The 21,379-nt window shown below is 59.6% G+C and carries 17 protein-coding genes and 1 pseudogene; 6 read left to right on the forward strand and 12 right to left on the reverse strand.

Going from position 1 to position 21,379, the window contains the following annotated elements; translation table 11 throughout:
• Positions 1 to 71 precede the first annotated feature (71 nt).
• Both pdxH and KBY02_RS03680 read left to right on the forward strand, forming a co-directional pair.
• On the forward strand, positions 72 to 719 hold the full coding sequence (gene pdxH, locus KBY02_RS03675; protein ID WP_003402338.1) for a pyridoxamine 5'-phosphate oxidase: 648 nt from the start codon (positions 72 to 74) through the stop codon (positions 717 to 719).
• A 147-nt stretch (positions 720 to 866) separates the two neighbouring features.
• The gene (locus tag KBY02_RS03680; protein ID WP_003314430.1) at positions 867 to 1,331 is read left to right on the forward strand and encodes a glycine zipper 2TM domain-containing protein; all 465 of its coding nucleotides are present in this window, start codon (positions 867 to 869) and stop codon (positions 1,329 to 1,331) included.
• Positions 1,332 to 1,550: 219 nt separating this feature from the next.
• Here the strand turns inward: KBY02_RS03680 and KBY02_RS03685 are convergent, their stop codons facing one another.
• The 8 genes and pseudogenes from KBY02_RS03685 to KBY02_RS03720 all read right to left on the reverse strand — a co-directional run.
• Complete coding sequence (locus KBY02_RS03685; RefSeq protein WP_024641389.1) at positions 1,551 to 3,164, reverse strand: NAD(P)/FAD-dependent oxidoreductase; 1,614 nt, start codon at positions 3,162 to 3,164, stop codon at positions 1,551 to 1,553.
• 97 nt (positions 3,165 to 3,261) lie between these two features.
• A complete protein-coding gene (locus KBY02_RS03690) occupies positions 3,262 to 3,942 on the reverse strand; it encodes a COG3650 family protein (RefSeq protein WP_003314432.1) in 681 nt (226 codons plus the stop codon).
• 256 nt (positions 3,943 to 4,198) lie between these two features.
• Positions 4,199 to 4,900 carry an ABC transporter ATP-binding protein gene (locus KBY02_RS03695; RefSeq protein ID WP_024641388.1) on the reverse strand — a complete coding sequence of 234 codons (702 nt, stop codon included), beginning with the start codon at positions 4,898 to 4,900 and terminating at the stop codon, positions 4,199 to 4,201.
• A complete protein-coding gene (livG, locus tag KBY02_RS03700) occupies positions 4,901 to 5,668 on the reverse strand; it encodes a high-affinity branched-chain amino acid ABC transporter ATP-binding protein LivG (RefSeq protein ID WP_011268695.1) in 768 nt (255 codons plus the stop codon). It lies immediately after the preceding gene.
• Positions 5,665 to 6,930, reverse strand: coding sequence for a high-affinity branched-chain amino acid ABC transporter permease LivM (locus KBY02_RS03705; RefSeq protein ID WP_011268694.1), 1,266 nt, complete (start codon positions 6,928 to 6,930; stop codon positions 5,665 to 5,667). Before KBY02_RS03705 ends, livG begins: the two co-directional genes overlap by 4 nt.
• Positions 6,927 to 7,850, reverse strand: a complete 924-nt coding sequence (livH, locus tag KBY02_RS03710) for a high-affinity branched-chain amino acid ABC transporter permease LivH (RefSeq protein ID WP_010432468.1) — start codon at positions 7,848 to 7,850, stop codon at positions 6,927 to 6,929. The genes KBY02_RS03705 and livH overlap by 4 nt, the downstream gene beginning before the upstream one ends.
• A gap of 227 nt (positions 7,851 to 8,077) precedes the next feature.
• Positions 8,078 to 9,202: a branched-chain amino acid ABC transporter substrate-binding protein gene (locus KBY02_RS03715; protein ID WP_024641387.1), complete on the reverse strand. Its 1,125-nt coding sequence runs from the start codon at positions 9,200 to 9,202 to the stop codon at positions 8,078 to 8,080.
• 75 nt (positions 9,203 to 9,277) lie between these two features.
• Positions 9,278 to 9,529 (reverse strand): annotated as a pseudogene (locus KBY02_RS03720) (hypothetical protein); the annotation flags it as partial.
• Between KBY02_RS03720 and KBY02_RS03725 the strand changes: the two are divergent.
• Positions 9,528 to 9,833 carry a DUF2288 domain-containing protein gene (locus KBY02_RS03725; RefSeq protein WP_003402356.1) on the forward strand — a complete coding sequence of 102 codons (306 nt, stop codon included), beginning with the start codon at positions 9,528 to 9,530 and terminating at the stop codon, positions 9,831 to 9,833. The pseudogene KBY02_RS03720 and the gene KBY02_RS03725 sit on opposite strands and share 2 nt — an antisense overlap.
• Before the next feature lie 150 nt (positions 9,834 to 9,983).
• Here KBY02_RS03725 and KBY02_RS03730 read toward each other — a convergent pair whose 3' ends face one another.
• Positions 9,984 to 12,275 (reverse strand): putative bifunctional diguanylate cyclase/phosphodiesterase, encoded by a 2,292-nt coding sequence (locus tag KBY02_RS03730; RefSeq protein WP_096127399.1) that lies wholly within the window; start codon positions 12,273 to 12,275, stop codon positions 9,984 to 9,986.
• A 536-nt stretch (positions 12,276 to 12,811) separates the two neighbouring features.
• On the reverse strand, positions 12,812 to 15,658 hold the full coding sequence (gene rapA / locus KBY02_RS03735) for an RNA polymerase-associated protein RapA (protein WP_024640262.1): 2,847 nt from the start codon (positions 15,656 to 15,658) through the stop codon (positions 12,812 to 12,814).
• Positions 15,659 to 15,891: 233 nt separating this feature from the next.
• Between rapA and KBY02_RS03740 the strand changes: the two genes are divergently transcribed.
• Positions 15,892 to 16,233, forward strand: coding sequence for a hypothetical protein (locus KBY02_RS03740; RefSeq protein ID WP_011268688.1), 342 nt, complete (start codon positions 15,892 to 15,894; stop codon positions 16,231 to 16,233).
• A gap of 100 nt (positions 16,234 to 16,333) precedes the next feature.
• Positions 16,334 to 16,492 carry a hypothetical protein gene (locus KBY02_RS03745; RefSeq protein WP_011268687.1) on the forward strand — a complete coding sequence of 53 codons (159 nt, stop codon included), beginning with the start codon at positions 16,334 to 16,336 and terminating at the stop codon, positions 16,490 to 16,492.
• A 218-nt stretch (positions 16,493 to 16,710) separates the two neighbouring features.
• Here the strand turns inward: KBY02_RS03745 and KBY02_RS03750 are convergent, their stop codons facing one another.
• Positions 16,711 to 18,342 carry a type III helper protein HopAK1 gene (locus tag KBY02_RS03750; RefSeq protein WP_024659816.1) on the reverse strand — a complete coding sequence of 544 codons (1,632 nt, stop codon included), beginning with the start codon at positions 18,340 to 18,342 and terminating at the stop codon, positions 16,711 to 16,713.
• Positions 18,343 to 18,513: 171 nt separating this feature from the next.
• The gene (locus KBY02_RS03755) at positions 18,514 to 18,984 is read right to left on the reverse strand and encodes a MaoC family dehydratase (RefSeq protein WP_003402365.1); all 471 of its coding nucleotides are present in this window, start codon (positions 18,982 to 18,984) and stop codon (positions 18,514 to 18,516) included.
• A gap of 368 nt (positions 18,985 to 19,352) precedes the next feature.
• Here KBY02_RS03755 and fadD2 point away from each other — a divergent pair, with 368 nt between their 5' ends.
• Positions 19,353 to 21,041: a long-chain-fatty-acid--CoA ligase FadD2 gene (fadD2, locus tag KBY02_RS03760; RefSeq protein WP_024641425.1), complete on the forward strand. Its 1,689-nt coding sequence runs from the start codon at positions 19,353 to 19,355 to the stop codon at positions 21,039 to 21,041.
• Positions 21,042 to 21,379 lie beyond the last annotated feature (338 nt).

The following is a 21,379-nucleotide window of genomic DNA, read 5'->3' on the forward strand; positions in this document are numbered from 1 at the left end:
TGTCAGCACCCACGCGGATCGTCACTGACGCTTCGCGTGGAGTCGATCCGTGCCCTCGCAGGAACCAGACCATGACCCAGACCCTGGCCGATATGCGCCGTGATTACACGCGCGACGGGTTGACCGAAGCGCAATCGCCGGACGAGCCCTTTGCACTCTTCCATGCATGGTTCGCCGATGCGGTGAACACCGAGCAGCCGCCTGTCGAGGCTAACGCCATGACATTGGCGACGGTTGATGAGGAAGGACGTCCACATTGCCGCGTCTTGCTGCTCAAGGGCCTCGACACTCAGGGTTTCACGTTTTTCACCAACTACGAAAGCGCCAAGGGCCAGCAACTGGCTGCCCGTCCATTTGCCGCGATGACTTTCTTCTGGCCGACACTGGAGCGCCAGGTGCGTATCGAGGGGCGGGTCGAGAAAGTCTCTGCGCAAGAGTCCGACGCTTATTACCAGGTGCGCCCCCTGGGCAGTCGTCTGGGGGCATGGGCCTCGCCACAGAGTCGTGTAATCGCGGATCGCGACGAACTGGAAGGCCTGATCAGACAGACGGAACAACGCTTCGCAGACACCCAGCCACACTGCCCCGAGCACTGGGGTGGCTATCGTCTTTTGCCCGAGCGAATCGAGTTCTGGCAGGGTCGCTCCAGTCGACTTCACGACCGTTTGAACTATCGTTTGATAGACGACAGATGGACACGTGAGCGCCTTGCACCCTGATTGAATTATTCGTTTGGCCAATCGTCTGAGCGTTATACGGGCTATGGCTGTATGAGGCCTGAATCAATTTAATTTGCAGGCTCGGGGCCGTGACAGCACCTTTGTCGGGTAGTCTAATGGCCACTGATTCCTCTGGAGATTCCTTTTATGCGCAAGTCTGCTCTTCTGGTTGCTTCGTTCACTGCCATGGCTCTGACGCTGGGCGGCTGTACCTCGAATCTGACCGGTGATTCCTACTCCCGTGACGAGGCCAGGACCGTACAGACAGTTCGCATGGGGACGATCGAATCCTTGCGTCCGGTCAAGATCGAGGGCACCAAGACCCCGATCGGCGGCGCGGCGGGTGCAGTCGTTGGTGGTGTGGGCGGTAGCGCCATCGGCGGTGGTCGCGGCAGTATCGTGGCAGCGGTGATCGGCGCAGTGGCCGGTGGTTTGCTGGGTTCGGCGACCGAGGAAGGCCTGACCCGTACGCAAGGTGTCGAGATCACCGTGCGTGAGGATGACGGCAGCATGCGTGCCTACGTGCAGCAGGTTCAGGAAAACGAGATTTTCCGGGTCGGCGAGCGCGTGCGCATCATGAGCGTCAACGGCACCAGCCGCGTTACCCACTGATCTGCAATACCGCACAGCAAAACCCCGAGCCGCAATGCTCGGGGTTTTTTATTGGTGCGCCACGCATGCGCGTGAATATCGTGCCAATGCTCTGCGTTGGCATGCAGTTCTGGACGCTCCGCGTCCGTTCCTGACGGTGAACCGCAGCTTTTATGTGTGACGCGGCGCGTCACGAAATACATTCCCGCACGGATCGCGGGAACGATAGTCACCCTGGGCTCAGCCCTCGATCCCCAGCATGTCCCGCACCAGCGCTTCGGCCACCCGAATGCCGTCCACGCCAGCCGAGAGAATCCCGCCCGCATAGCCAGCGCCTTCACCGGCCGGGTAAAGGCCTTTGGTGTTCAGGCTCTGCATAGTCGGCCCGCGGGTAATGCGCAGCGGTGCCGAGGTACGGGTTTCGATGCCGGTCAGGACGGCGTCGTGCAGCGAGAAGCCTTTGATCTGCTTGTCGAACGCAGGCAGGGCTTCACGAATGGCTTCGATGGCAAAGGCGGGCAGAGCCTCGGCAAGGTCCACCAGCTTCACGCCCGGCTTGTAGGACGGTTCAACGCTGCCCAGGGCTGTCGAGGCCCTGCCGGCAATGAAGTCGCCGACCAGTTGCGCAGGGGCCTCGTAACTGCTGCCGCCGAGCAGATAGGCGTGAGACTCCAGACGCTCCTGCAATTCGATACCGGCCAGCGGGCTGCCCGGGTAGTCCTGTTCCGGCGAGATACCGACCACGATGCCCGAGTTGGCATTGCGCTCGTTGCGCGAGTATTGGCTCATGCCGTTGGTGACCACTCGGCCGGGCTCTGACGTGGCTGCCACGACCGTGCCGCCAGGGCACATGCAGAAGCTGTAGACCGAGCGGCCGTTGCTGGCGTGGTGCACCAGTTTGTAATCGGCTGCGCCGAGCTTCGGGTGACCGGCATATTTGCCCAGTCGCGCGCGGTCGATCAACGATTGCGGGTGTTCGATGCGGAAGCCCACCGAGAACGGCTTGGCTTCCATGAACACGCCACGGCCGTGCAGCATGCGGAAGGTGTCACGGGCACTGTGGCCCAGCGCCAGAATCACGTGCCGGGACTCGAGCTGTTCGCCGCTGTCCAGCTGCACGCCCAGCAATTGGCCGTCCTCGATCATCACGTCGGTCACGCGCTGCTGAAAGCGCACTTCGCCGCCCAGCGCTTCGATCTGATGGCGCATGTTCTCGACCACACCGGTCAGGCGGAACGTGCCGATATGCGGTTTGCTGACATAGAGGATTTCTTCCGGCGCGCCGGCCTTCACGAACTCGTGCAGCACCTTGCGGCCGATGAATTTCGGGTCCTTGATCTGGCTGTAAAGCTTGCCGTCGGAAAAGGTCCCGGCACCGCCCTCGCCAAACTGCACGTTGGACTCGGGGTTGAGTACGTTTTTGCGCCACAGCGCCCAGGTGTCCTTGGTGCGCTGACGAACTTCGGTGCCGCGCTCGAGGATGATCGGCTTGAAGCCCATCTGCGCCAGCAGCAGCCCGGCAAAGATACCGCAGGGCCCGAAACCCACGACGATCGGGCGCTCTGTCAGCCCCTCGGGAGCGTGACCGACGACTTTGTAGCTGACATCAGGTGCCGGGCCGACGTGGCGGTCATTGGCCAGCTTGCGCAGCAGTGCTTCTTCATCCTTGACCTGGAAGTCGATGGTGTAGATGAAGCACAGCTCGGAAGACTTTTTGCGCGCGTCGTAACTGCGCTTGAAGAGGGTAAAGTCCAGCAGTTCGCCGCTGTCGATACCCAGGTGCTTCAAGAGCGCAAGGCGCAGGTCTTCTTCCGGATGATCGATCGGCAGCTTGAGTTCGGTGATTCGTAACATTAAGGGGTCCAGTTTTCGGGCCGCAGGTTCAGCCCGACAGCACTACAAGAACCGGCGATTATAAGCGCTGAACCCCTTTGGCGGCGAGCCTGGGCGATCAGTCGTCGCGTGAACCGCCGTAATAACCGCAGCCACGCTGGGCCTGGCCGTTGATGCGCAGCTCTGCGGTGAGGTGTTGCACCGAGCCGTCGACACTGTCGACGCAGCGCTGTGGTGCGACCCAGATCTCGATACGCTGGTTGTTGGCTTCGCTGCTGACGCTGAAACTGCCGTCCGGCAGCTTCTCTTCCACGTAGGGCAACGCCAGTGGCGCGACGCCCTCGCGCTCCAGAACCATGCCCTTGCCGCTGACATTGACGTTCCAGGCGGGTTTGTTGCCATTGACGTGCAATGTCAGGCGTTTGAAGTTGAGGTCTTCACAGGCCTGGCCTGGACGTTCGACGCGGTACAGCTGATGCAGGTCCAGCTGACCGTCACTGTTGGCCGCCTTGCTCGCGGCAAAGCTGCCGCGCAGATCGGCAAACACCGTGCCCTTGCTGTCCGCCAGCGAGGCCGCTTCCTGCAGAATGCCGGTGTTGCCGCGATCCTTGACCACGTAGCGACGCTGCTCGTTACACGGCTTGAACAGCAACTGGCCGTTCTCCCCGGTCAGATCGCCCTGCATGCGGAGCATGCCCGCCGTGGAAACCTTCGGTTCCTCGGTCTGTTTACCGAGCAACTGACACCCGGCAAACAGCGGTAGAAGAGCAAATACGAGGACGGAACGGGCAGCAAACATGATGTGGTCTCCAGACAAGTGCCGCCACGTTACTCAGACTGGAGGTGCATCACAAGGGTCTGGATGCTTATCGCGCGAGCAGTGGCTTTGACTATCGTGCAGGCCTGACTCTGACAGTAGGAGCGAACGTGTTCGCGAAAGGGGCGTTTTGTTCGACGAAAATACATCGTTTAAACGAACGCCTTCTCGAACAGGCGAAGCATCGCCCGATTCGCTCCTGCAAAACCGTTTCGGCCTCTCGGGACGTGGCGTGCGCTTAGCCGCCCAGATACGCGTCCCGCACTTTCGGATCGACCAGCAGTTCTTCGCCTGTGCCTTGCATGACCACGCGGCCGTTTTCCAGTACGTAGGCGCGGTCGGCGACTTTCAAGGCCTGGTTGGCGTTCTGTTCGACCAGAAATACCGTCACCCCATCGCGGCGCAGCTGTTCGACGATCTCGAAAATCTGCTGGATGATGATCGGCGCCAGACCCAGTGAAGGCTCGTCCAGCAACAGCAGCTTGGGCTTGCTCATCAGTGCGCGACCGATGGCCAGCATCTGCTGTTCGCCACCGGACATGGTGCCGCCGCGCTGATTGAAGCGTTCCTTGAGGCGTGGAAAAAGCTGCAGGACCTTGTCCATCTGTTCCTGATAATCCTCCTTTTGCGTGAAGAAACCGCCCATTGCCAGGTTCTCTTCAACGGTCAGGCGCGCAAATACCCGGCGGCCTTCCGGCACCACGGCAATGCTCTTGCGCATGATGATCGACGACTCCAGCCCGACCAGTTCCTCGCCCATGTAGCGAATACTGCCGCTGTGGGCGCGCGGCGAGCCGCACAGGGTCATCAGCAGGGTGGACTTGCCCGCGCCGTTGGCGCCGATCAGGGTGACAATTTCACCCTGGCGTACTTCCACGTTGACGCTGTGCAGCGCCTGGATCTTGCCGTAGAAGGTGGAAACGTTTTCGAACTGCAGCATTTACGCTTCCCCCAGGTAGGCTTTGATCACATCGGGATTGTCACGAATCTGCTCCGGCGTGCCATCGGCCAGAGGCGTGCCCTGGTTGATCACCACAATGTGGTCGGAAATGCTCATCACCAGTTTCATGTCATGCTCGATCAGCAGGACCGTCGCGTTGTGCTCGCTGCGCAACACGCCGATCAGCGCTTTCAGATCATCGGTTTCCCTGGGGTTCAGACCCGCTGCCGGTTCGTCGAGCATCAGAATGCGCGGACGCGTCATCATGCAGCGGGCGATTTCCAGGCGGCGTTGCTGACCATAGGCCAGCGTCCCGGCAGGGCGATTGGCGAATTCACGCAGGTTGACCGCCTCAAGCCAGTGCTCGGCGTAGTCCATGGCTTCACGTTCGCTGCGGCGAAACGCGGGCGTCTTGAACAGGCCGGACAGGAAGTTGGTGTTCAAATGCCGGTGCTGGGCAACCAGCAGGTTTTCCACGGCGGTCATGTCCTTGAACAGGCGCACGTTCTGGAAGGTACGCACCACGCCCTTGCGCGCGATCTGGTGACCAGCCAGGCCCTGGATCGGCTCACCGTCCAGCAGAATCGTGCCCGCGCTCGGCCGGTAGAACCCGGTCAGGCAGTTGAAGACTGTGGTCTTGCCTGCGCCATTGGGGCCGATCATCGATACGACCTGCCCCTGATTGACGGTCAGGGCAACGCCATTGACCGCCAGCAGGCCGCCAAAACGCATGCTCAAGCCGGTGGCTTGCAGTAATGGGCGGCTCATTTCGGCAGCTCCGCTTTCAATTTCATTTCGGGGCGCTGCATCGGCAGGAAGCCTTGTGGACGCCAGATCATCATCAGCACCATCAGCGCGCCGAACATCAGCATGCGGTAGTCGCTGAACTCACGCATCAGCTCAGGCAACAGGATCATCACGATGGCCGCCAGGATCACGCCCAGTTGCGAGCCCATGCCACCCAGTACCACGATGGCCAGGATGATTGCCGACTCGATGAAGGTGAACGATTCCGGGGTGATCAGACCCTGACGTGCAGCAAAGAAGCTGCCTGCGAAACCTGCGAACGCAGCGCCAAGGGTGAAGGCCGAGAGCTTGATCACGGTCGGGTTCAGACCCAGTGCGCGACAGGCGATTTCGTCTTCGCGCAAGGCTTCCCAGGCCCGGCCGATCGGCATGCGCAGCAGGCGATTGATGACGAACAACGCCGCCAGTGCCAGCAGCAGGGCGATCAGGTAGAGGAAGATGACCTTGTTGATCGAGTTGTACGGCAGGCCGAAGAACTCGTGGAAGGTCTGCATGCCTTCAGCAGCCTTGCGCTCGAAAGTCAGGCCGAAGAAGGTCGGCTTTTCGATGTTGCTGATGCCGTTCGGACCGCCGGTGATATCGGTCAGGTTGCGCAGGAAGATGCGGATGATCTCGCCGAACCCCAGCGTCACGATGGCCAGATAGTCGCCGCGCAGACGCAACACCGGAAAGCCCAGCAGGAACCCGAACAGCGCCGCCATCAACCCCGCGATCGGCAGGCAGATCCAGAAGCCGAGCCCGTAATAGTGCGACAGCAGGGCATAGCTGTAGGCGCCGACCGCATAGAAACCGACATAGCCCAGGTCAAGCAGACCTGCCAGGCCGACCACGATATTCAGGCCGAGGCCGAGCATCACGTAGATCAGGATCAGCGTGGCAATGTCCACCGCACCGCGCGACCCGAAGAATGGCCAGATGAAGGCCAGCACGATGAGCGCCGCAAGGCCCCAGCGCTGGGTTTTCGGCTGGGTCAGGAAGTCGCTGGTTTTTTGCGGGATCAGCGGTTTGTCGGAGCCGCGACGCAGGCCGCTGATCTGCTCGGCAAACAATACGCGCAGAAACAGCAGGACCGAACACACGGCAATGATGGTCAGGGTCAGCGGGCTGGCGTTCTGCACTTGCAGGGTGACGCCGGAAAAGGCCAGCTTCAGGCCGAACACCGGGTAGGCCACAGCCCAGACCAGTGCGGCGCTGAACAGCGCCTGTTTGAAAGACTTGCTCATACTTTCTCAACCTCCGGACGACCCAGAATGCCGGTCGGTCGGAACAGCAGCACCAGGACCAGCAGGCCGAAAGCCACGACGTCCTTGTACTGATCACCAAAAATGTCGGCACCGAAGGCTTCGGCGACGCCCAGCACCAGACCACCGAGCACGGCACCCGGGATCGAACCGATACCGCCCAATACCGCAGCCGTGAAGGCTTTCAGGCCGACGAGGAAACCGGCGTTGGGGTTGATCACGCCGTATTGCATGCTCAGTAGCATGGCGGCGACGGCGGCCAGTGCAGCACCGACCACGAAGGTCAGGGCGATGATGTTGTTGGTGTTGATCCCCAGCAGATTGGCCATCTTCATGTCCTCGGCGCAGGCGCGGCAGGCGCGACCCATTCGCGAGCGGGAGATGAACAGGGTCAGGCCGGTCATGGCCAGCAGGGTGACGACGAACACCACGATCTGCATGTAGGAAATCAGCACTTCCTGCGCACCACCGGGCCCGAACGAGAGGCTGCCGGGCAGCAGGTTGGGGATGGCGAAGTTGCCCGAGCCCTGGGAAAGCTGGACCGAGTTCTGCAGAAAGATCGACATGCCGATCGCAGAAATCAGGGGGATCAGACGGTTGCTATTGCGCAACGGACGGTAGGCCACACGCTCGATGCTGTATCCGTAGGCACTGGTCACGATGATCGCAGCGGCAAAACCGGCAATCATCAGCAGCGGCAGGCTGTGAATACCCAGCATCGCCAGACCGGCGAGTGCCATGAAAGCGACATAGGAACCGATCATGTACACCTCGCCATGGGCGAAGTTGATCATTCCGATGATGCCGTACACCATCGTGTAACCGATGGCGATCAATGCATACGTACTGCCAATGGTCAGGCCATTGACCAGCTGCTGCATGTAGTGGAATAACTCGGGCATTTACCGCGCTCCTAAAAACCTGATCTGCATTTCTCTGACGTGCGCCGGGGTGGCATTCTGTCGATGCGTAGCCTGTTGCGCTGTCAAGGAACCGCTATTGACGGTTTTAAGATTTTCAGGGGGCCTCGTGAATACAGTTCGGGTCGCCGAAACCTGCGTACGGGCCTGGATTCGTAAAACAAAGCCCACTGCGCTGGCAGTGGGCTTTGAGGGTTAACGCAAGCAGCTTATTTGGCGGCTTCGGTCTTGGGCTTGCCGAAGTGCCACTCGTAGACCACGAACTGGAAGTTCTTCAGGTCACCTTTTTCGTCGTAGCTCAGCTCGCCCATTGGCGTCTTGAAGGTACCGGCGTGGATGGCAGCAGCCACCTTGGTGGTGTCTTCGGACTTGGCGGCCGCGATGCCGTCAGCAATGACCTGTACGGCGGAGTAGGACGGGTACACGAACGGGCCGCTCGGGTCCTGACTCTTGGCCTTGAAGGCCTCGGTCAGCGCCTGGTTGGCCGGGTCCTGGTCGAAGGATTTTGGCAGGGTGACCAGCAGGCCTTCGGAAGCTTCGCCAGCAATTTGCGAGATCGACTCGTTGCCGACGCCTTCAGGGCCCATGAACTTGGCGTTCAGGCCTTTTTCCTTGGACTGGCGCAGGATCTGGCCCAGCTCAGGGTGGTAGCCGCCGTAGTAGACGAAGTCGACGTTGGCCTGCTTGAGTTTTTGAATCAGCGAGGCGAAGTCCTTGTCGCCAGCGTTGATGCCTTCGAACAGTGCAACCTTGACGCCTTTTTTCTCCAGCGTTTGCTTGACGGCTGTCGCGATACCTTCGCCGTACTGCTGCTTGTCGTGGATCACTGCAACGATTTTCGGCTTGGCGACGTCGGCAATGTAGTTGCCAGCGGCCGGACCCTGGGCGCTGTCGAGACCGATGGTGCGGAACACCAGTTTGTAGCCGCGCGCGGTGATTTCCGGGCTGGTGGCAGCCGGGGTCACCATGATGATGCCTTCGTCTTCGTAAACGTCGGAGGCTGGCTGGGCGGAGCTGGAGCAGAGGTGGCCGACCACGTATTTCACGCCGTCGTTGACCACCTTGTTGGCGACCGCAACGGCCTGTTTCGGATCGCAGGCGTCATCATATTCGACGGCTTCAAGCTTTTTGCCATCTACGCCGCCTTTGGCGTTGATCTGCTCGATGGCCATCCTGGCGCCATTGAACTGCATGGTGCCGTATTCGGCGACAGGGCCGGTCTTGGGGCCGGCAATGCCGATCTTGATGGTGTCAGCTGCGAACGAATGGCTGGCAACCCCCGCCATAACCAGTGCGGCAAACAGCCTTGAAAGCTTATTGGTACCCTTAGTCATGATGCTCCACTCTTGCGTTGTAGTTTTTATAATCCTGATGGCCAAGGCTCCAGGACCGATTCGATCACCGGTTGTCCCGCACCGCCAACTGTACCGGAACAGTTTAGAGCGCCGTTCGCGGGCTTGGAAAGCCGGGCGTCCGGGGACAAACCTGTGCGTGTCGCCTAATCGAAAGAAAGTTACAGAATCGAACCGCTTGAGTGTCTGAAATCACTTCAGATCCATAAGGTTATCTGCACTTCCCTGCGATAAATCGCCTGCTTCTGGGCTTGCCGGTGGGAAACTCGGCGCTATCATTGCGCCGATTTTCTTTTTGGTGAAACCCATGACGCAAGAACCTAGCACCCTCTATGCCAAACTGCTTGGCGAAACGGCCTCAATCACCTGGACTGAATTGCAACCATTCTTTGCCAAGGGTGCCCTGTTGTGGGTCGAGCTGCCTCTGGATTTGATCGAAGTCGCCGAGGCAGTGGCCGAAAATGATGCAGCCAGGGTGTCTGCATGGCTGGCTGAAGGGCAGGTTGGCAAGGTGTCTGAAACCAAGGCGCTTGAGCTGGTGGAGACAGATCCAATGCTGTGGGCTGTAGTAGTGGCACCCTGGGTATTGATTCAAAACAGGGCGCAGGAATGATTTGCGCACCAGTTAAGTGCCTTGCGGTTTTTCCGGGTGAGTTGGAAGGTAACTCTTTGGCAGCCCGCGTAGCGTAAAACCACACCTTTCGAGGTGGCGGTTTCAGCGGGCTGTGCTGGCTTTTCGGCGATGGTTCCGTGCAGCGCCGCTTCAGGTGCGAACAGGTCTGTGACTGGCGAAATCGTCACTGTCAGACAGTTCGGCGAACACATCCGATGCTTCTGGTATCCCGATGTCAGGTCCGTGGGCATACGGTGGTGGCAGGGCAGACCACTGCAAGCTGGCCTCACGCTCATTCATCTGTCTGGCGAGGGGCAGGATTCGCTCCAGCGGCTGAGGCCTGCTGAACATATAACCTTGTACGTAATCACTGCCAAACTGCCTGAGAAACTCCAGCTGAGCCTGGGTTTCGACGCCCTCCGTCACGACTTTCAAGCGCAGGGTATGCGCCATGACGAGGATTGCCTGAACGATTTCCATATCCTGCGGTGACTGGGGAATGTCGATAATGAACGAACGGTCGATCTTCAGCGTGTCCAGTGGCAGCCGCTTGAGATAGGCGAGCGACGAGTAACCCGTGCCGAAGTCGTCGATCGACAGGGAAACACCCAGGCTGCGAATGTGCTTGAGCATCAGGATGGTGTTGCTGATGTTGCCCATCAAGGCATTTTCGGTGACCTCCAGTTCCAGCCGTCCAGGCGCTGCGTCAGCATCGGCCAGCGCCCGTTCAACCTCTTCGACCAACTCGTTGCGGCCCAGCGTCAGCGCTGAGCAGTTGACCGAGATGATCAGCTGTTCCAGCCCTTCCTGATGCAGAGTGCGCAGGTCGTGACAGGCGCGGCGCAGCACCCAGTTATCCAGCTCTGCAATCAGGCCGTTGGCTTCGGCAATGCCGATGAAGCGGGCGGGTACCAGCAGGCCGTGGTGCGGATGATTCCAGCGCACCAGCGCCTCGAGCTTGGCAACGTGGCCGGTGCGCATGTCGACGATAGGCTGGTAGTACACCTGCAGCCCCGTGCCTTCGCGCAGGGCATTGCGCAGTTCTTCTTCCAGTTGCAGCTCCAGACTGGCCTTGGTCTTGAGCGCCGGGTTGAAGAAGTTGACGCCGTTGCGCCCTTTGTCCTTGGACTGGTAGAGCGCGAGGTCCGCGTGCTTGAGCAGCTCATCGCAGGTCGAACCGTCACGCGGGAACACGGCAATACCGATACTGGTGGTCATGACCATGCGTCTTCCTGCCAGCGCGATGGTCTCTTTCATTTTTTGCATGACCCGATGGGCCAGGTGTCGTGCCTCTTCGTAGTCCGGAATGCTCAGCAGGATGCAGAATTCATCGCCGCCGAAGCGCGCTACCACGTCCTGAACCCGGGTAGCACCACGGATGCGGTCGGCTATCACTTTGAGCAGCTCGTCACCCGCATCATGGCCCAGGCTGTCATTGATGCGCTTGAAGTGGTCGATGTCGAGGAACATCACTGCGAGCATGCCGTTGTTGTAAGTGTGCTCCTGCAGCTTCTCGGCGAAGATCTGATTGAAACCGCGGCGGTTGATCAGATTGGTCAGCGGGTCGTAATGCGCAACCTGCTGAAGCGAGACGCGTGCCTGATCCAGCTGGGTAAGCAGTGCATTGACCCGCTGCAGGTCATGCTCCTTGCCTTGCAGTTTCTTGTCAGCCATTGCCGCACTGATGCTGCCGGCGATGATCAGCAGGGCGATGGCCGCGATGGTCAGCCCCAGCTGTTGGCTGTTTTCGGTGGCGGGCCCGTGCAGCTCAGTGCCTTCCGGGATCACCAGCCGCAGCGCCTTCATGCCCATCAGGTGCATGGTCAACAGGCCCGCGCCCAGCAGAAGGCTGACCGCATATCGGAACATCTGATGAAACATGCCGTTGTACTGGCGCAAGTGCCGCGGCAGTGTCAGGAGCGCAATGCTGGAGAGGACTGCGACCAGAATCGACAGGGCGAACATCCGCGGCTCGTAGTACTGCGTGGCAGTGGAGCGCATGGCCGACATGCCCAGGTAGTGCATGACGCTGATGCCGACCCCCATCACCACCGCGCTGATCAGGCAGCGTCTCAGAGTCAGTTCCGGGACTGTCAGTGCTCGCATGGCCACCAATGCGGTAATCAATACGATCAGCAGGGAAATCAGCGTGATGGAGAGGTCGTAAGCGATTTTGAGCGGTGCCTGAAAGGCCAGCATGCTGATGAAGTGCATCGCCCACACGCCACCGGCCAGGCACAACGCGCCCAGCGCTTTCCAGAGGCGACGGCTTTTGAGGGCGTCGACCTGGATGACACGGTCCGCAATATCCAGCGTGGCAAAGCACGCAGCACAGGCCACGCCGTAAGCCAGCGCGACCAGAAACAGGTTGTGACTACAGTCGATCAATAATTTCACGTCCGCTGGTGGGTCAGCGAATACGTTCAAACCCAGCCAATCCATAGCTTGCCCTATTCTCACTGCAAGGGCGCCAGGGCTGAAAGCCTGGCGTTGTAAGCTGAGTATAGAAGCTGTTTACAACCTGCCAATACACGAGGTGCCAATTTGGCATCAAAGTGATGGCTGGCGCGTTTGGACGCTATGATTGGGAGGACGCAGAGCGTCCGGAAAGACATACCCACGCGGAGCATGGGCACGATAGGGGGTGTTGCGGATATCGGGAACAGGCGCACGATAGGGGGTGTTGCGGATATCGCGGAGCATGGGCTTGGTTACGGTACACATCGTTCCTCACGCTCCAGCGTGGGAATGCCTTTCATGACGCTCTGCGTCATAGCGGGAGCAAGAGCGCGATGCCCATGCGGCGCATGGGCATGATAGGGGGGCGGATATCGCGGAGCATGGGCTTGGTTACGGTACACATCGTTCCTCACGCTCCAGCGTGGGAATGCCTTTCATGACGCTCTGCGTCATATCCTGAGCAGGAGCGCCATGCCCATGCGGCGCATGGGCGTGGCAGGCGGGTGTGTAACCGGCCTTCAGCCTGCGACCAGTACCCGGATCGCTTCCAGACGCAGGGCCGCTTTTTCAAGCATGGCCAGACCCTGTTCACGTTGAGTGCGCAGAGCCACCAGTTCACTGTCGCGCACGGTCGGGTTGACCGCTTGCAATGCCGTCAGGCGGGCCAGTTCTTCTTCGGTGTCGGCTGCCAGGCGACGCTGCGCTTCGGCGACGCGCTCGGCGTGTTTCGGCATGATTTTCTCTTCGCCCGCGTTGATCCTCGGGGTCAGTTGGTCACGTTGGGCCTGGATGAACTTGTTGGCGCTGGCACGGGGCACGCTTTCGAGCTGATCATTGAGCGTGTTGAACGACACACGGCTGGCCAGATCGTTGCCATTCGGGTCGAGCAGGCAGCGCAGCGCGGCAGGCGGCAGATAACGTCCCAGCTGCAGTGAACGAGGCGCAACCACTTCGCTGACGTAGATCAGTTCGAGCAGAACGGTGCCCGGCTTGAGCGCCTTGTTCTTGATCAGTGCCACGGCGGTGTTGCCCATCGAACCGGACAGCACCAGGTCCATGCCGCCTTGCACCATCGGGTGTTCCCAGGTGATGAACTGCATATCCTCGCGGGACAGCGCCTGATTGCGGTCGTAGGTAATGGTCACGCCTTCGTCGTCGCCCAGCGGGAAGCTGGCGTCGAGCATCTTTTCACTCGGTTTGAGGATCAGGGCGTTTTCCGAATGGTCCTCGCTGTCGATGCCAAACGCGTCGAACAGGGTTTCCATGTAGATCGGCAGGCTGAACTGATCGTCCTGATCGAGGATTGCTTCGACCAGCGCTTCACCTTCGCCAGCGCCGCCGGAATTGAGCTCCAGCAGGCGGTCGCGACCGGTGTGCAGTTCGCTTTCCAGACGCTCGCGTTCGCTGCGGGCTTCATTGATCAGGGTTTGCCACTCGTCGTCGTCACCGCTTTCCAGCAGCGGCAGCAGGCGCGGGCCGAACTGATGCTGCAGGGCGTTGCCGGTCGGGCAGGTATTGAGGAACGCGTTGAGCGCTTCGTGATACCACTGGAACAGGCGGGCCTGCGGACTGGTTTCCAGGAAAGGCACGTGCAGCTCGATGGTGTGCTTCTGGCCGATCCGGTCCAGACGCCCGATACGCTGCTCCAGCAAGTCCGGGTGCGACGGCAGATCGAACAGGACCAGATGGTGGGAGAACTGGAAGTTGCGGCCTTCGCTGCCGATTTCCGAACAGATCAGCACCTGAGCGCCGAACTCTTCGTCCGCAAAATAGGCCGCGGCACGGTCGCGCTCGAGAATGTTCATGCCTTCGTGGAACACCGTGGCAGGAATGCCGGAGCGCACACGCAGCGCGTCTTCCAGGTCCATGGCGGTTTCGGCGTGGGCACAGATCACAAGCACCTTGACGCGCTTGAGCATTTTCAGGGTATCGATCAGCCAGTCGACGCGTGGGTCGAAGCGCCACCAGCGCTCTTCTTCACTGACGTCCGAATGCGACTGGAAGCTGACTTCCGGGTAAAGGTCGGCGTGCTCGCCGACCGGCAATTCGAGGTATTCGACGGGGCAGGGCAGCGGGTATTGATGCAGCTTGCGCTCCGGGAAACCCTGCACCGCGGCACGGGTGTTGCGGAACAGCACGCGGCCGGTGCCGTGACGGTCGAGCAGTTCACGAATCAGACGCGATTTGGCTTCTTCGTCGCCGGTATTCACCGCGGCCAGCAGCGAATCGCCTTCGGCACCCAGGAAGCCGTGAATGGTCTCTTGTGCTGCTGCGGACAGCTTGCCCTTGTCGAGCAGTTCCTGAACGGCCTGAGCCACCGGGCGATAGTTCTCGCTCTCGGCACGGAAGGCCTTGAGGTCGTGGAAACGGTTCGGGTCCAGCAGGCGCAGACGGGCAAAGTGGCTGTCCTGGCCCAGTTGTTCCGGCGTCGCGGTCAGCAGCAGTACGCCAGCAATGACTTCGGCCAGCTGTTCGACCAGCGAATATTCGCGGCTGGCCTTGTCTTCGTGCCAGACCAGGTGGTGCGCTTCGTCAACCACCATCAGGTCCCAGCCTGCCGCAAACAGGGCGTCCTGGGCTTTTTCGTCTTCGACCAGCCATTCCAGGGCAACCAGCGCGAGCTGGGTGTCTTCGAACGGGTTGCCGGCATCGCTTTCCATGAAGCGCTCGGCGTCGAACAGCGCGACCTGCAGGTTGAAGCGACGACGCATCTCCACCAGCCACTGGTGCTGGAGGTTTTCCGGGACCAGGATCAGCACGCGGCTGGCGCGGCCCGACAGCAGTTGGCGATGGATCACCAGGCCGGCTTCGATGGTTTTACCCAGGCCCACTTCGTCGGCCAGCAGAACGCGTGGCGCGATGCGGTCTGCAACTTCACGAGCGATGTGCAACTGGTGGGCGATAGGCTGTGCGCGCACGCCACCCAGGCCCCAGAGCGAGGACTGCAATTGGCGGCTGGTGTGCTCGAGCGTGTTGTAGCGCAACGAGAACCACGACAACTGGTCGATCTGGCCGGCGAACAGACGGTCGGTCGCCAGGCGGAACTGGATGAAGTTCGACAACTGGGTTTCCGGCAGCGTGACCAGTTCGTTCTGCGCGTTCAGGCCGTGGTAGACCAGCAGGCCATCGACATCGTCGACTTCGCGAACGGTCATTTTCCAGTTTTCGAAGTGCGTGATCACGTCGCCAGGGGAGAAGCGCACGCGGGTCAGCGGCGCGTTACGCAGTGCGTACTGACGTGTTTCGCCAGTGGCCGGATAGAGCACGGTCAACAAGCGGCCGTCCTGTGCCAGAACGGTGCCCAAACCCAGCTCGGCTTCGCTGTCACTAATCCAGCGTTGCCCCGGTTGATACTGCTGCGCCATGCTGCCTGTCTCCCGCTTGAAAAAGCTGAGTATGTTAACGGAACGCGCCCCGAAGGCCAAAGGCGGCGTGAAAAAACTCATGGTCAGCGCCGGAACCTATCGAATTTTTGGTTCCATGACACTTATTTCACTGAGAGGGGTCAAAAAAGATCTTATAAACCACTACTGGCTATTTCAGCCCGGTTCAAGTTGCCTCGTGCACGGCCGACACCCCGGTAAGAGGAGATAAAACCATGCTGCAACCTATGCTTCCGTTAAGTGTGGTGCCTGTGACATCACAGCTGGATCCGGCCAAACGCATGCCGGACATTCCGCCTGTAGCGCCGGTTCAGCAGAGCTCCAGCGAGACCTCCATCGATCTGCGCAATGAAGATACTGAGCGCAGCGCGTTGCTGTTGCGTGAAGAGCAACAGCGCCAGCAGCAACAGCAACAGGCTCATGGCGGTGCAGAAGCCGAGGAATACCAGGGGCTGGTGGTTCCGGGTGACTCGCTGAACGCCGACAACACCGTACCCGTCGTACCGCTCATCGACGATGAGCCGCGCCAGGGGCTTTGGGTGGATATTCAGATCTGATCGCTGCACTGCCCATGTCTGTGCGGGTCACGGGACTGGTCAGGGCTGCCGCGATTGAGCATTATTGGTCCTGATTCCCCGTGTTCGAGAACCGCAAGCCATGAGCGACGATGCACAACTGATCGACCTGGGTGCCGAGCGCGCCAAGCGTATCCACGATCTGAATGACAAGCGCCTCAATGAAGTACGCAATGCCTTCGAGCAGGCCATGCCGTTGGGCAAGCAGAAAAAGTCCGGCAAAAAGCCTAAAAAGCGCTGATCCCGCCGCCACACCCTTGATCTGATCAGTTTGGTTTTACAACAGCTGATCTGGATCAACTCGTCTTTATGCACGCTGCCTTAATCTTGCTCCATCGAATGCGCTGTGGGCGGACACGCGCCTGCACGCATTCAATGAGCACGCAAGGCACTTGGGGCGACTTCGGTCGCCCTTTTTTTCGTCTGCATGCCGCGCCCTGCATCGAGCGCCGCGCGCTATCAGCTCACGGTTTTGGCGCCGGCATTGGCCTGGTCATAGGCTCTGGCGGCTTCGGCGGTCTTGATGTCGCGCTGATAGCTCGGCGTCCACGCGGTCACCGCTGACTTCTGGGTGAAGCTGACATTGCTGCCGATGTCCTTGAAGTGCGCATCGCCATAGTCATCCAGCACGCCGGAGTTGCTGGCCTTGTCGGAAACATCCACGCCTTTCGCGAAATAGTTGTCCTGCGAAAGGATGGTCGCATCCCCCGTCGCGGTGAAGCCAAGATGGAAGTTGTCGATCGAGTTGTTGAGCACATCAAATTGCCCATGACGCATCAGGCCGGGTGCGCGAACATCAAGGTTGCTGAACACATTGTTGGCGATGGTCATGCGCGGGTAACCCTTGTACTCGGCCTTGGCTTGAGCGGAGTCGTCCGGCTGACCAAGAATCACGCCGTATTCGTTGTTCTGGAATTTAGAGTTGGTCAGGCTGACGTTGTCTGCCGTCCCGCCGACATACAGCAGCTTGTCCAGGCCTTTGGCGTTCTGATCCTTGGTGCCTGAATAGGTGTTGTGGTCGATCCAGTATTTCTGACCGCTGCTGATGAACATCTGCATGTCACCGTTTTCGCGATAACGGCTGTCGTGGTCGAAGTTCAGGTTCTGGAAGATGTCATTGCTGGCGGTCTTGCCGCTGGCCAGGTAGATGTTGTGCAGGCTGTTGCCCTTGTCGGTGCCCAGCAGGGTCTTGTTGGCGCCAAAGTTGATGGTCACCTTGCTGTCGGCAGACAGGTTGGCCCCCAGTTTGACGGTGCGGGCTTTGTCGTCCTCCATGTACTTCTTGAGGTCCGCCACGGTATTGACCGTGACGACTTCGCCGCCGTTACCGCCGGTGGTGTTGGCCTCTTTGGCGAAACCCATGATGCCGGACATGTCCGCGCCCTGGCCATGCGCGGCCGGGGTCGCGGTTTTGGCTGCGTTAACCGTGTTATCGGGTTTGGCGGTGGTGTCCGTCGAAGTTTTCGGCAGCGCAAGGTCATGGACCACTGCCGGGTTTACCGCATCGGGTCTGGCGGGTGTCTTGTCTGGGGTGGCACTGCTTCGCTCGGTCGTCCGGGGTGCTGTTTGTGACGGCGCAGCGGACGTCGGCTCTGTATTCTTTTGCAGTGATACAGGTTTTTCTGAAGGGTGATCGTTCTGCACCACAAAGGGTTTTTCTGCGTTGCCCTGAGGTGTTGAAGGCGGCGACGAGGAAGGGGAGGCGGAAGAGGGCGATTGAGCGAGCGTCGGCGTCTGATCGCGTTGAGGCTGTGCAGGCCCAGAGCCGTTGTGTAGATTTCCTTCCAGCAGCGAGAGCAGGTTGTTGAGGATGTTGCGGATCGCTTGCACAAGTTTGTTCAGTACCTGCTCACCGTTGCCACCCGGCATATTTGAAGACGTGTTCGTGTCAGTCGGCTGGACTCTGGAGCCCAAGGTATTCAGCGAGGAGTGCGGGCCATTGGCCTGCTGTGTCAGGCCGAAGTCGATCAGGTTGCTATTGTGGCCCGGCTTGATGCCCTGGCCTTGAGGCGGCAGTTGATCGGTCTGTGCCGGGGCGTCCTGCGCAGGAATCCCGGAGACGGGGTAGTAGTTTCTGTTGATCGTATTCATGGCTGATTTCCCCGCCTGTGGGATGAACAATTCGTGACCCGGATAAGGGAGCGCTACTGGTTCCCTGAGTGGAAAGCGCAGAAAAGCAGTTCCGGATGCATCATGAATTTTTTGTTCAGGCCACTGGCGAGTCGGGCGTGCGCGCTGCGTGGCGCACGCCCGTGCGCGGTATCAGCCGAAAGTGATCTCGGGCAATACGGTCAGGTCGACGGTCTGCTGCTTGCGCGGGGCGAGAATCTCCGCTTCGCCGTCTACAACCAGCTCATCGTTCTGATTGAAAACGCGGGTGGCGATGCGCACGCGGAACTTCGGCAGTTTTTCCAGGATTTCCAGGCGCACAGTCAGGGTATCGCCCAGTTTTACCGGCTTGAGGAAGGTCATCTGCTGACCGATATAGATGGTGCCGGGGCCAGGCAACTCGCACGCAACCGCCGCACTGATCAGCGCGCCACTGAACATGCCGTGGGCGATACGCTCCTTGAACATGGTCTTGGCGGCGTATTCGGCATCCAGGTGGACCGGGTTGTGGTCACCGGACATGGCGGCGAACAGTTGAATATCACGCTCTTCCACTGTCTTGCTGTAGCTGGCGGTCTGACCGACTTCAAGGGCTTCGTAAGGCGTGTTGGTGACTTGAGTCATGTGGCTGTCCTGACAATAAAAATGAATTGAAGCGCGCCGGTTCGTGCAATCCGACCTGGCCTCGATTTGTAACACTTGATGACCTGTCGCCGCCAATGCGCGGACAAGATCATTCAGACGCTTGCTGGCGCTCCCCGGATCACATTCAAGGCAAATAATAAGCAAACGTTGTGTGAATACAGCTATTGCGCTATCGGGCAAGTGTCTTTGCCAGCCCGATTGCCTTGGGCAGTGTATCGCCGGCGACGGATTTCAGTCTGAACAGAGACAAGATTCATGCTGCTGATGAGGCCCGGACGATTATTTGCCTGCGGCACTTTAACTGCTAACGTCCGCCCAGACCTATGCAGGGAAAAAGGATAAAAATAATGCAAGCTGACTTCTGGGATGACAAGCGTCCGGCGGGTGTCGACGCCGAGGTGGATCTGCAGACCTACCAATCGGTCGTCGATGTGTTCGAGCGCTGCTGCAGGAAATTCGCCGACCGACCTGCGTTCAGCAACATGGGCGTGACGCTGACCTACGCGGAGCTCGAGCGTCATTCTGCCGCCTTCGCCGCGTATTTGCAGCAGCACACGCAACTGGTGCCGGGTGACCGCATTGCCGTACAGATGCCCAATATCCTGCAGTATCCGATCGCCGTATTCGGTGCGATGCGTGCCGGTCTGACGGTGGTCAATACCAACCCGCTGTACACCGCGCGCGAGATGCGCCATCAATTCAAGGACTCCGGTGCCCGGGCGCTGGTTTACCTCAACCTGTTCGGCAAGCTGGTGCAGGAAGTGCTGCCGGACACGGCCATCGAATACCTGATCGAAGTGAAAATGGGCGACATGCAGTCGGCGGCCAAGGGCTGGCTGGTCAATACCATCGTCGACAAGGTCAAGAAGATGGTCCCTGAATTCCATCTGCCTCAGGCCGTCGGCTTCAAGCGGGCGCTGCGCCTGGGGCGTGACAGCCGCATGCAGGTCGTACCGCGAGGTCTGCAGGATGTTGCCGTTCTGCAGTACACCGGTGGCACCACGGGGCTGGCCAAGGGCGCGATGCTCACCCATGGCAATCTGGTCGCCAACATGCAGCAGGTCTACGCCTGCATGCGTCAGCAAGGGCCGCGAGGCGGATCGCTGTTTGAAGAAGGCAAAGAGGTGATGATCGCGCCGCTGCCGCTCTATCACATCTACGCGTTCACGGCGAACTGCATGTGCATGATGATCAGCGGCAATCACAACATCCTGATCACCAATCCTCGCGATATCGGCGGCTTCATCAAGGAACTGGGCAAGTGGCAGTTCACCGCCATGATCGGCCTCAACACGCTGTTCGTGGCGCTCATGAACCATCCGGAATTCAAAAAACTGGATTTCTCGGCGCTGAAAAGCACCAACTCCGGCGGCACTGCACTGGTCAAGGCCACGGCCGAGCGCTGGGCGCAGATCACCGGCTGCACGATCGTCGAAGGTTACGGCCTGACCGAGACGTCGCCTGTTGCCAGTGCCAATCCCTACGGCACTATGGCGCGTCTGGGAACCGTGGGCATTCCCGTGCCCGGCACCGCCATGAAAGTCATCGATGACAATGGCGTCGAGTTGCCTTTCGGCGAGCGTGGCGAGCTGTGTATCAAGGGGCCGCAGGTCATGAAAGGCTACTGGAACCAGCCTGATGCCACGGCCGAGTGCCTGGATGCCGAAGGCTGGTTCAAGACCGGTGATATTGCCGTGATTGGCGCTGACGGGTTTGTCAGTATCGTCGACCGCAAGAAAGACCTGATCATCGTGTCCGGTTTCAACGTCTACCCCAACGAAATCGAAGACGTGGTCATGGCTCATCCGAAAGTCGCCAACTGCGCCTGTATCGGCGTGCCGGACGAGCGCTCGGGGGAGGCTGTGAAGCTGTTCGTGGTGGCGCGAGACCCGGGGCTGAGCATTGAAGAGCTCAAGGCCTTCTGCAAAGAGAATTTCACCGGCTACAAGGTGCCCAGGCAGATCGTTCTGCGTGATTCATTGCCGATGACCCCGGTGGGCAAGATTCTGCGCCGCGAGCTTCGTGACATCGCCTGACCCTTTAATCGTCTCCATCTGTGTACCTGGCCCCGTTTGCAGATCGCTGCAAACGGGGTCGATTTTTTTCGGAAACAGGCGATTACGCTGACTGGCCGCTCTGGTCCGGTGCTTTTGAGGCAGTGATGAGGTTTTATTAAATGCACTAAAAGTGACCAGATGTGATTTTCTGGTCTTATTGGTGACTGTGCGGCCTGCTTCTGCCTCTAGTCGACGTTTGGCAAAGCTGCTACTCTCGGCGCGCTTTTTGATCAGTCATAAAGCGGGAAAAGCGTCTACTGCATAATTCCAAGCACAAGAAAATCATCGCTTCAGGCGATGTGAAGAATTCGCTATCG

The sequence above is a fragment of the Pseudomonas sp. P129 genome (assembly GCF_020312195.1).
Classification (GTDB): domain Bacteria; phylum Pseudomonadota; class Gammaproteobacteria; order Pseudomonadales; family Pseudomonadaceae; genus Aquipseudomonas; species Aquipseudomonas fragariae.

Excerpts from the sequence above, each read along its gene's own strand:
- pdxH (WP_003402338.1), top strand. The coding sequence starts at position 72 with ATGACCCAGACCCTGGCCGATATGCGCCGTGATTACACGCGCGACGGG.
- KBY02_RS03680 (WP_003314430.1), top strand. The coding sequence starts at position 867 with ATGCGCAAGTCTGCTCTTCTGGTTGCTTCGTTCACTGCCATGGCTCTG.
- KBY02_RS03685 (WP_024641389.1), bottom strand. The coding sequence starts at position 3,164 with ATGTTACGAATCACCGAACTCAAGCTGCCGATCGATCATCCGGAAGAA.
- KBY02_RS03690 (WP_003314432.1), bottom strand. The coding sequence starts at position 3,942 with ATGTTTGCTGCCCGTTCCGTCCTCGTATTTGCTCTTCTACCGCTGTTT.
- KBY02_RS03695 (WP_024641388.1), bottom strand. The coding sequence starts at position 4,900 with ATGCTGCAGTTCGAAAACGTTTCCACCTTCTACGGCAAGATCCAGGCG.
- livG (WP_011268695.1), bottom strand. The coding sequence starts at position 5,668 with ATGAGCCGCCCATTACTGCAAGCCACCGGCTTGAGCATGCGTTTTGGC.
- KBY02_RS03705 (WP_011268694.1), bottom strand. The coding sequence starts at position 6,930 with ATGAGCAAGTCTTTCAAACAGGCGCTGTTCAGCGCCGCACTGGTCTGG.
- livH (WP_010432468.1), bottom strand. The coding sequence starts at position 7,850 with ATGCCCGAGTTATTCCACTACATGCAGCAGCTGGTCAATGGCCTGACC.
- KBY02_RS03715 (WP_024641387.1), bottom strand. The coding sequence starts at position 9,202 with ATGACTAAGGGTACCAATAAGCTTTCAAGGCTGTTTGCCGCACTGGTT.
- KBY02_RS03725 (WP_003402356.1), top strand. The coding sequence starts at position 9,528 with ATGACGCAAGAACCTAGCACCCTCTATGCCAAACTGCTTGGCGAAACG.
- KBY02_RS03730 (WP_096127399.1), bottom strand. The coding sequence starts at position 12,275 with ATGGATTGGCTGGGTTTGAACGTATTCGCTGACCCACCAGCGGACGTG.
- rapA (WP_024640262.1), bottom strand. The coding sequence starts at position 15,658 with ATGGCGCAGCAGTATCAACCGGGGCAACGCTGGATTAGTGACAGCGAA.
- KBY02_RS03740 (WP_011268688.1), top strand. The coding sequence starts at position 15,892 with ATGCTGCAACCTATGCTTCCGTTAAGTGTGGTGCCTGTGACATCACAG.
- KBY02_RS03745 (WP_011268687.1), top strand. The coding sequence starts at position 16,334 with ATGAGCGACGATGCACAACTGATCGACCTGGGTGCCGAGCGCGCCAAG.
- KBY02_RS03750 (WP_024659816.1), bottom strand. The coding sequence starts at position 18,342 with ATGAATACGATCAACAGAAACTACTACCCCGTCTCCGGGATTCCTGCG.
- KBY02_RS03755 (WP_003402365.1), bottom strand. The coding sequence starts at position 18,984 with ATGACTCAAGTCACCAACACGCCTTACGAAGCCCTTGAAGTCGGTCAG.
- fadD2 (WP_024641425.1), top strand. The coding sequence starts at position 19,353 with ATGCAAGCTGACTTCTGGGATGACAAGCGTCCGGCGGGTGTCGACGCC.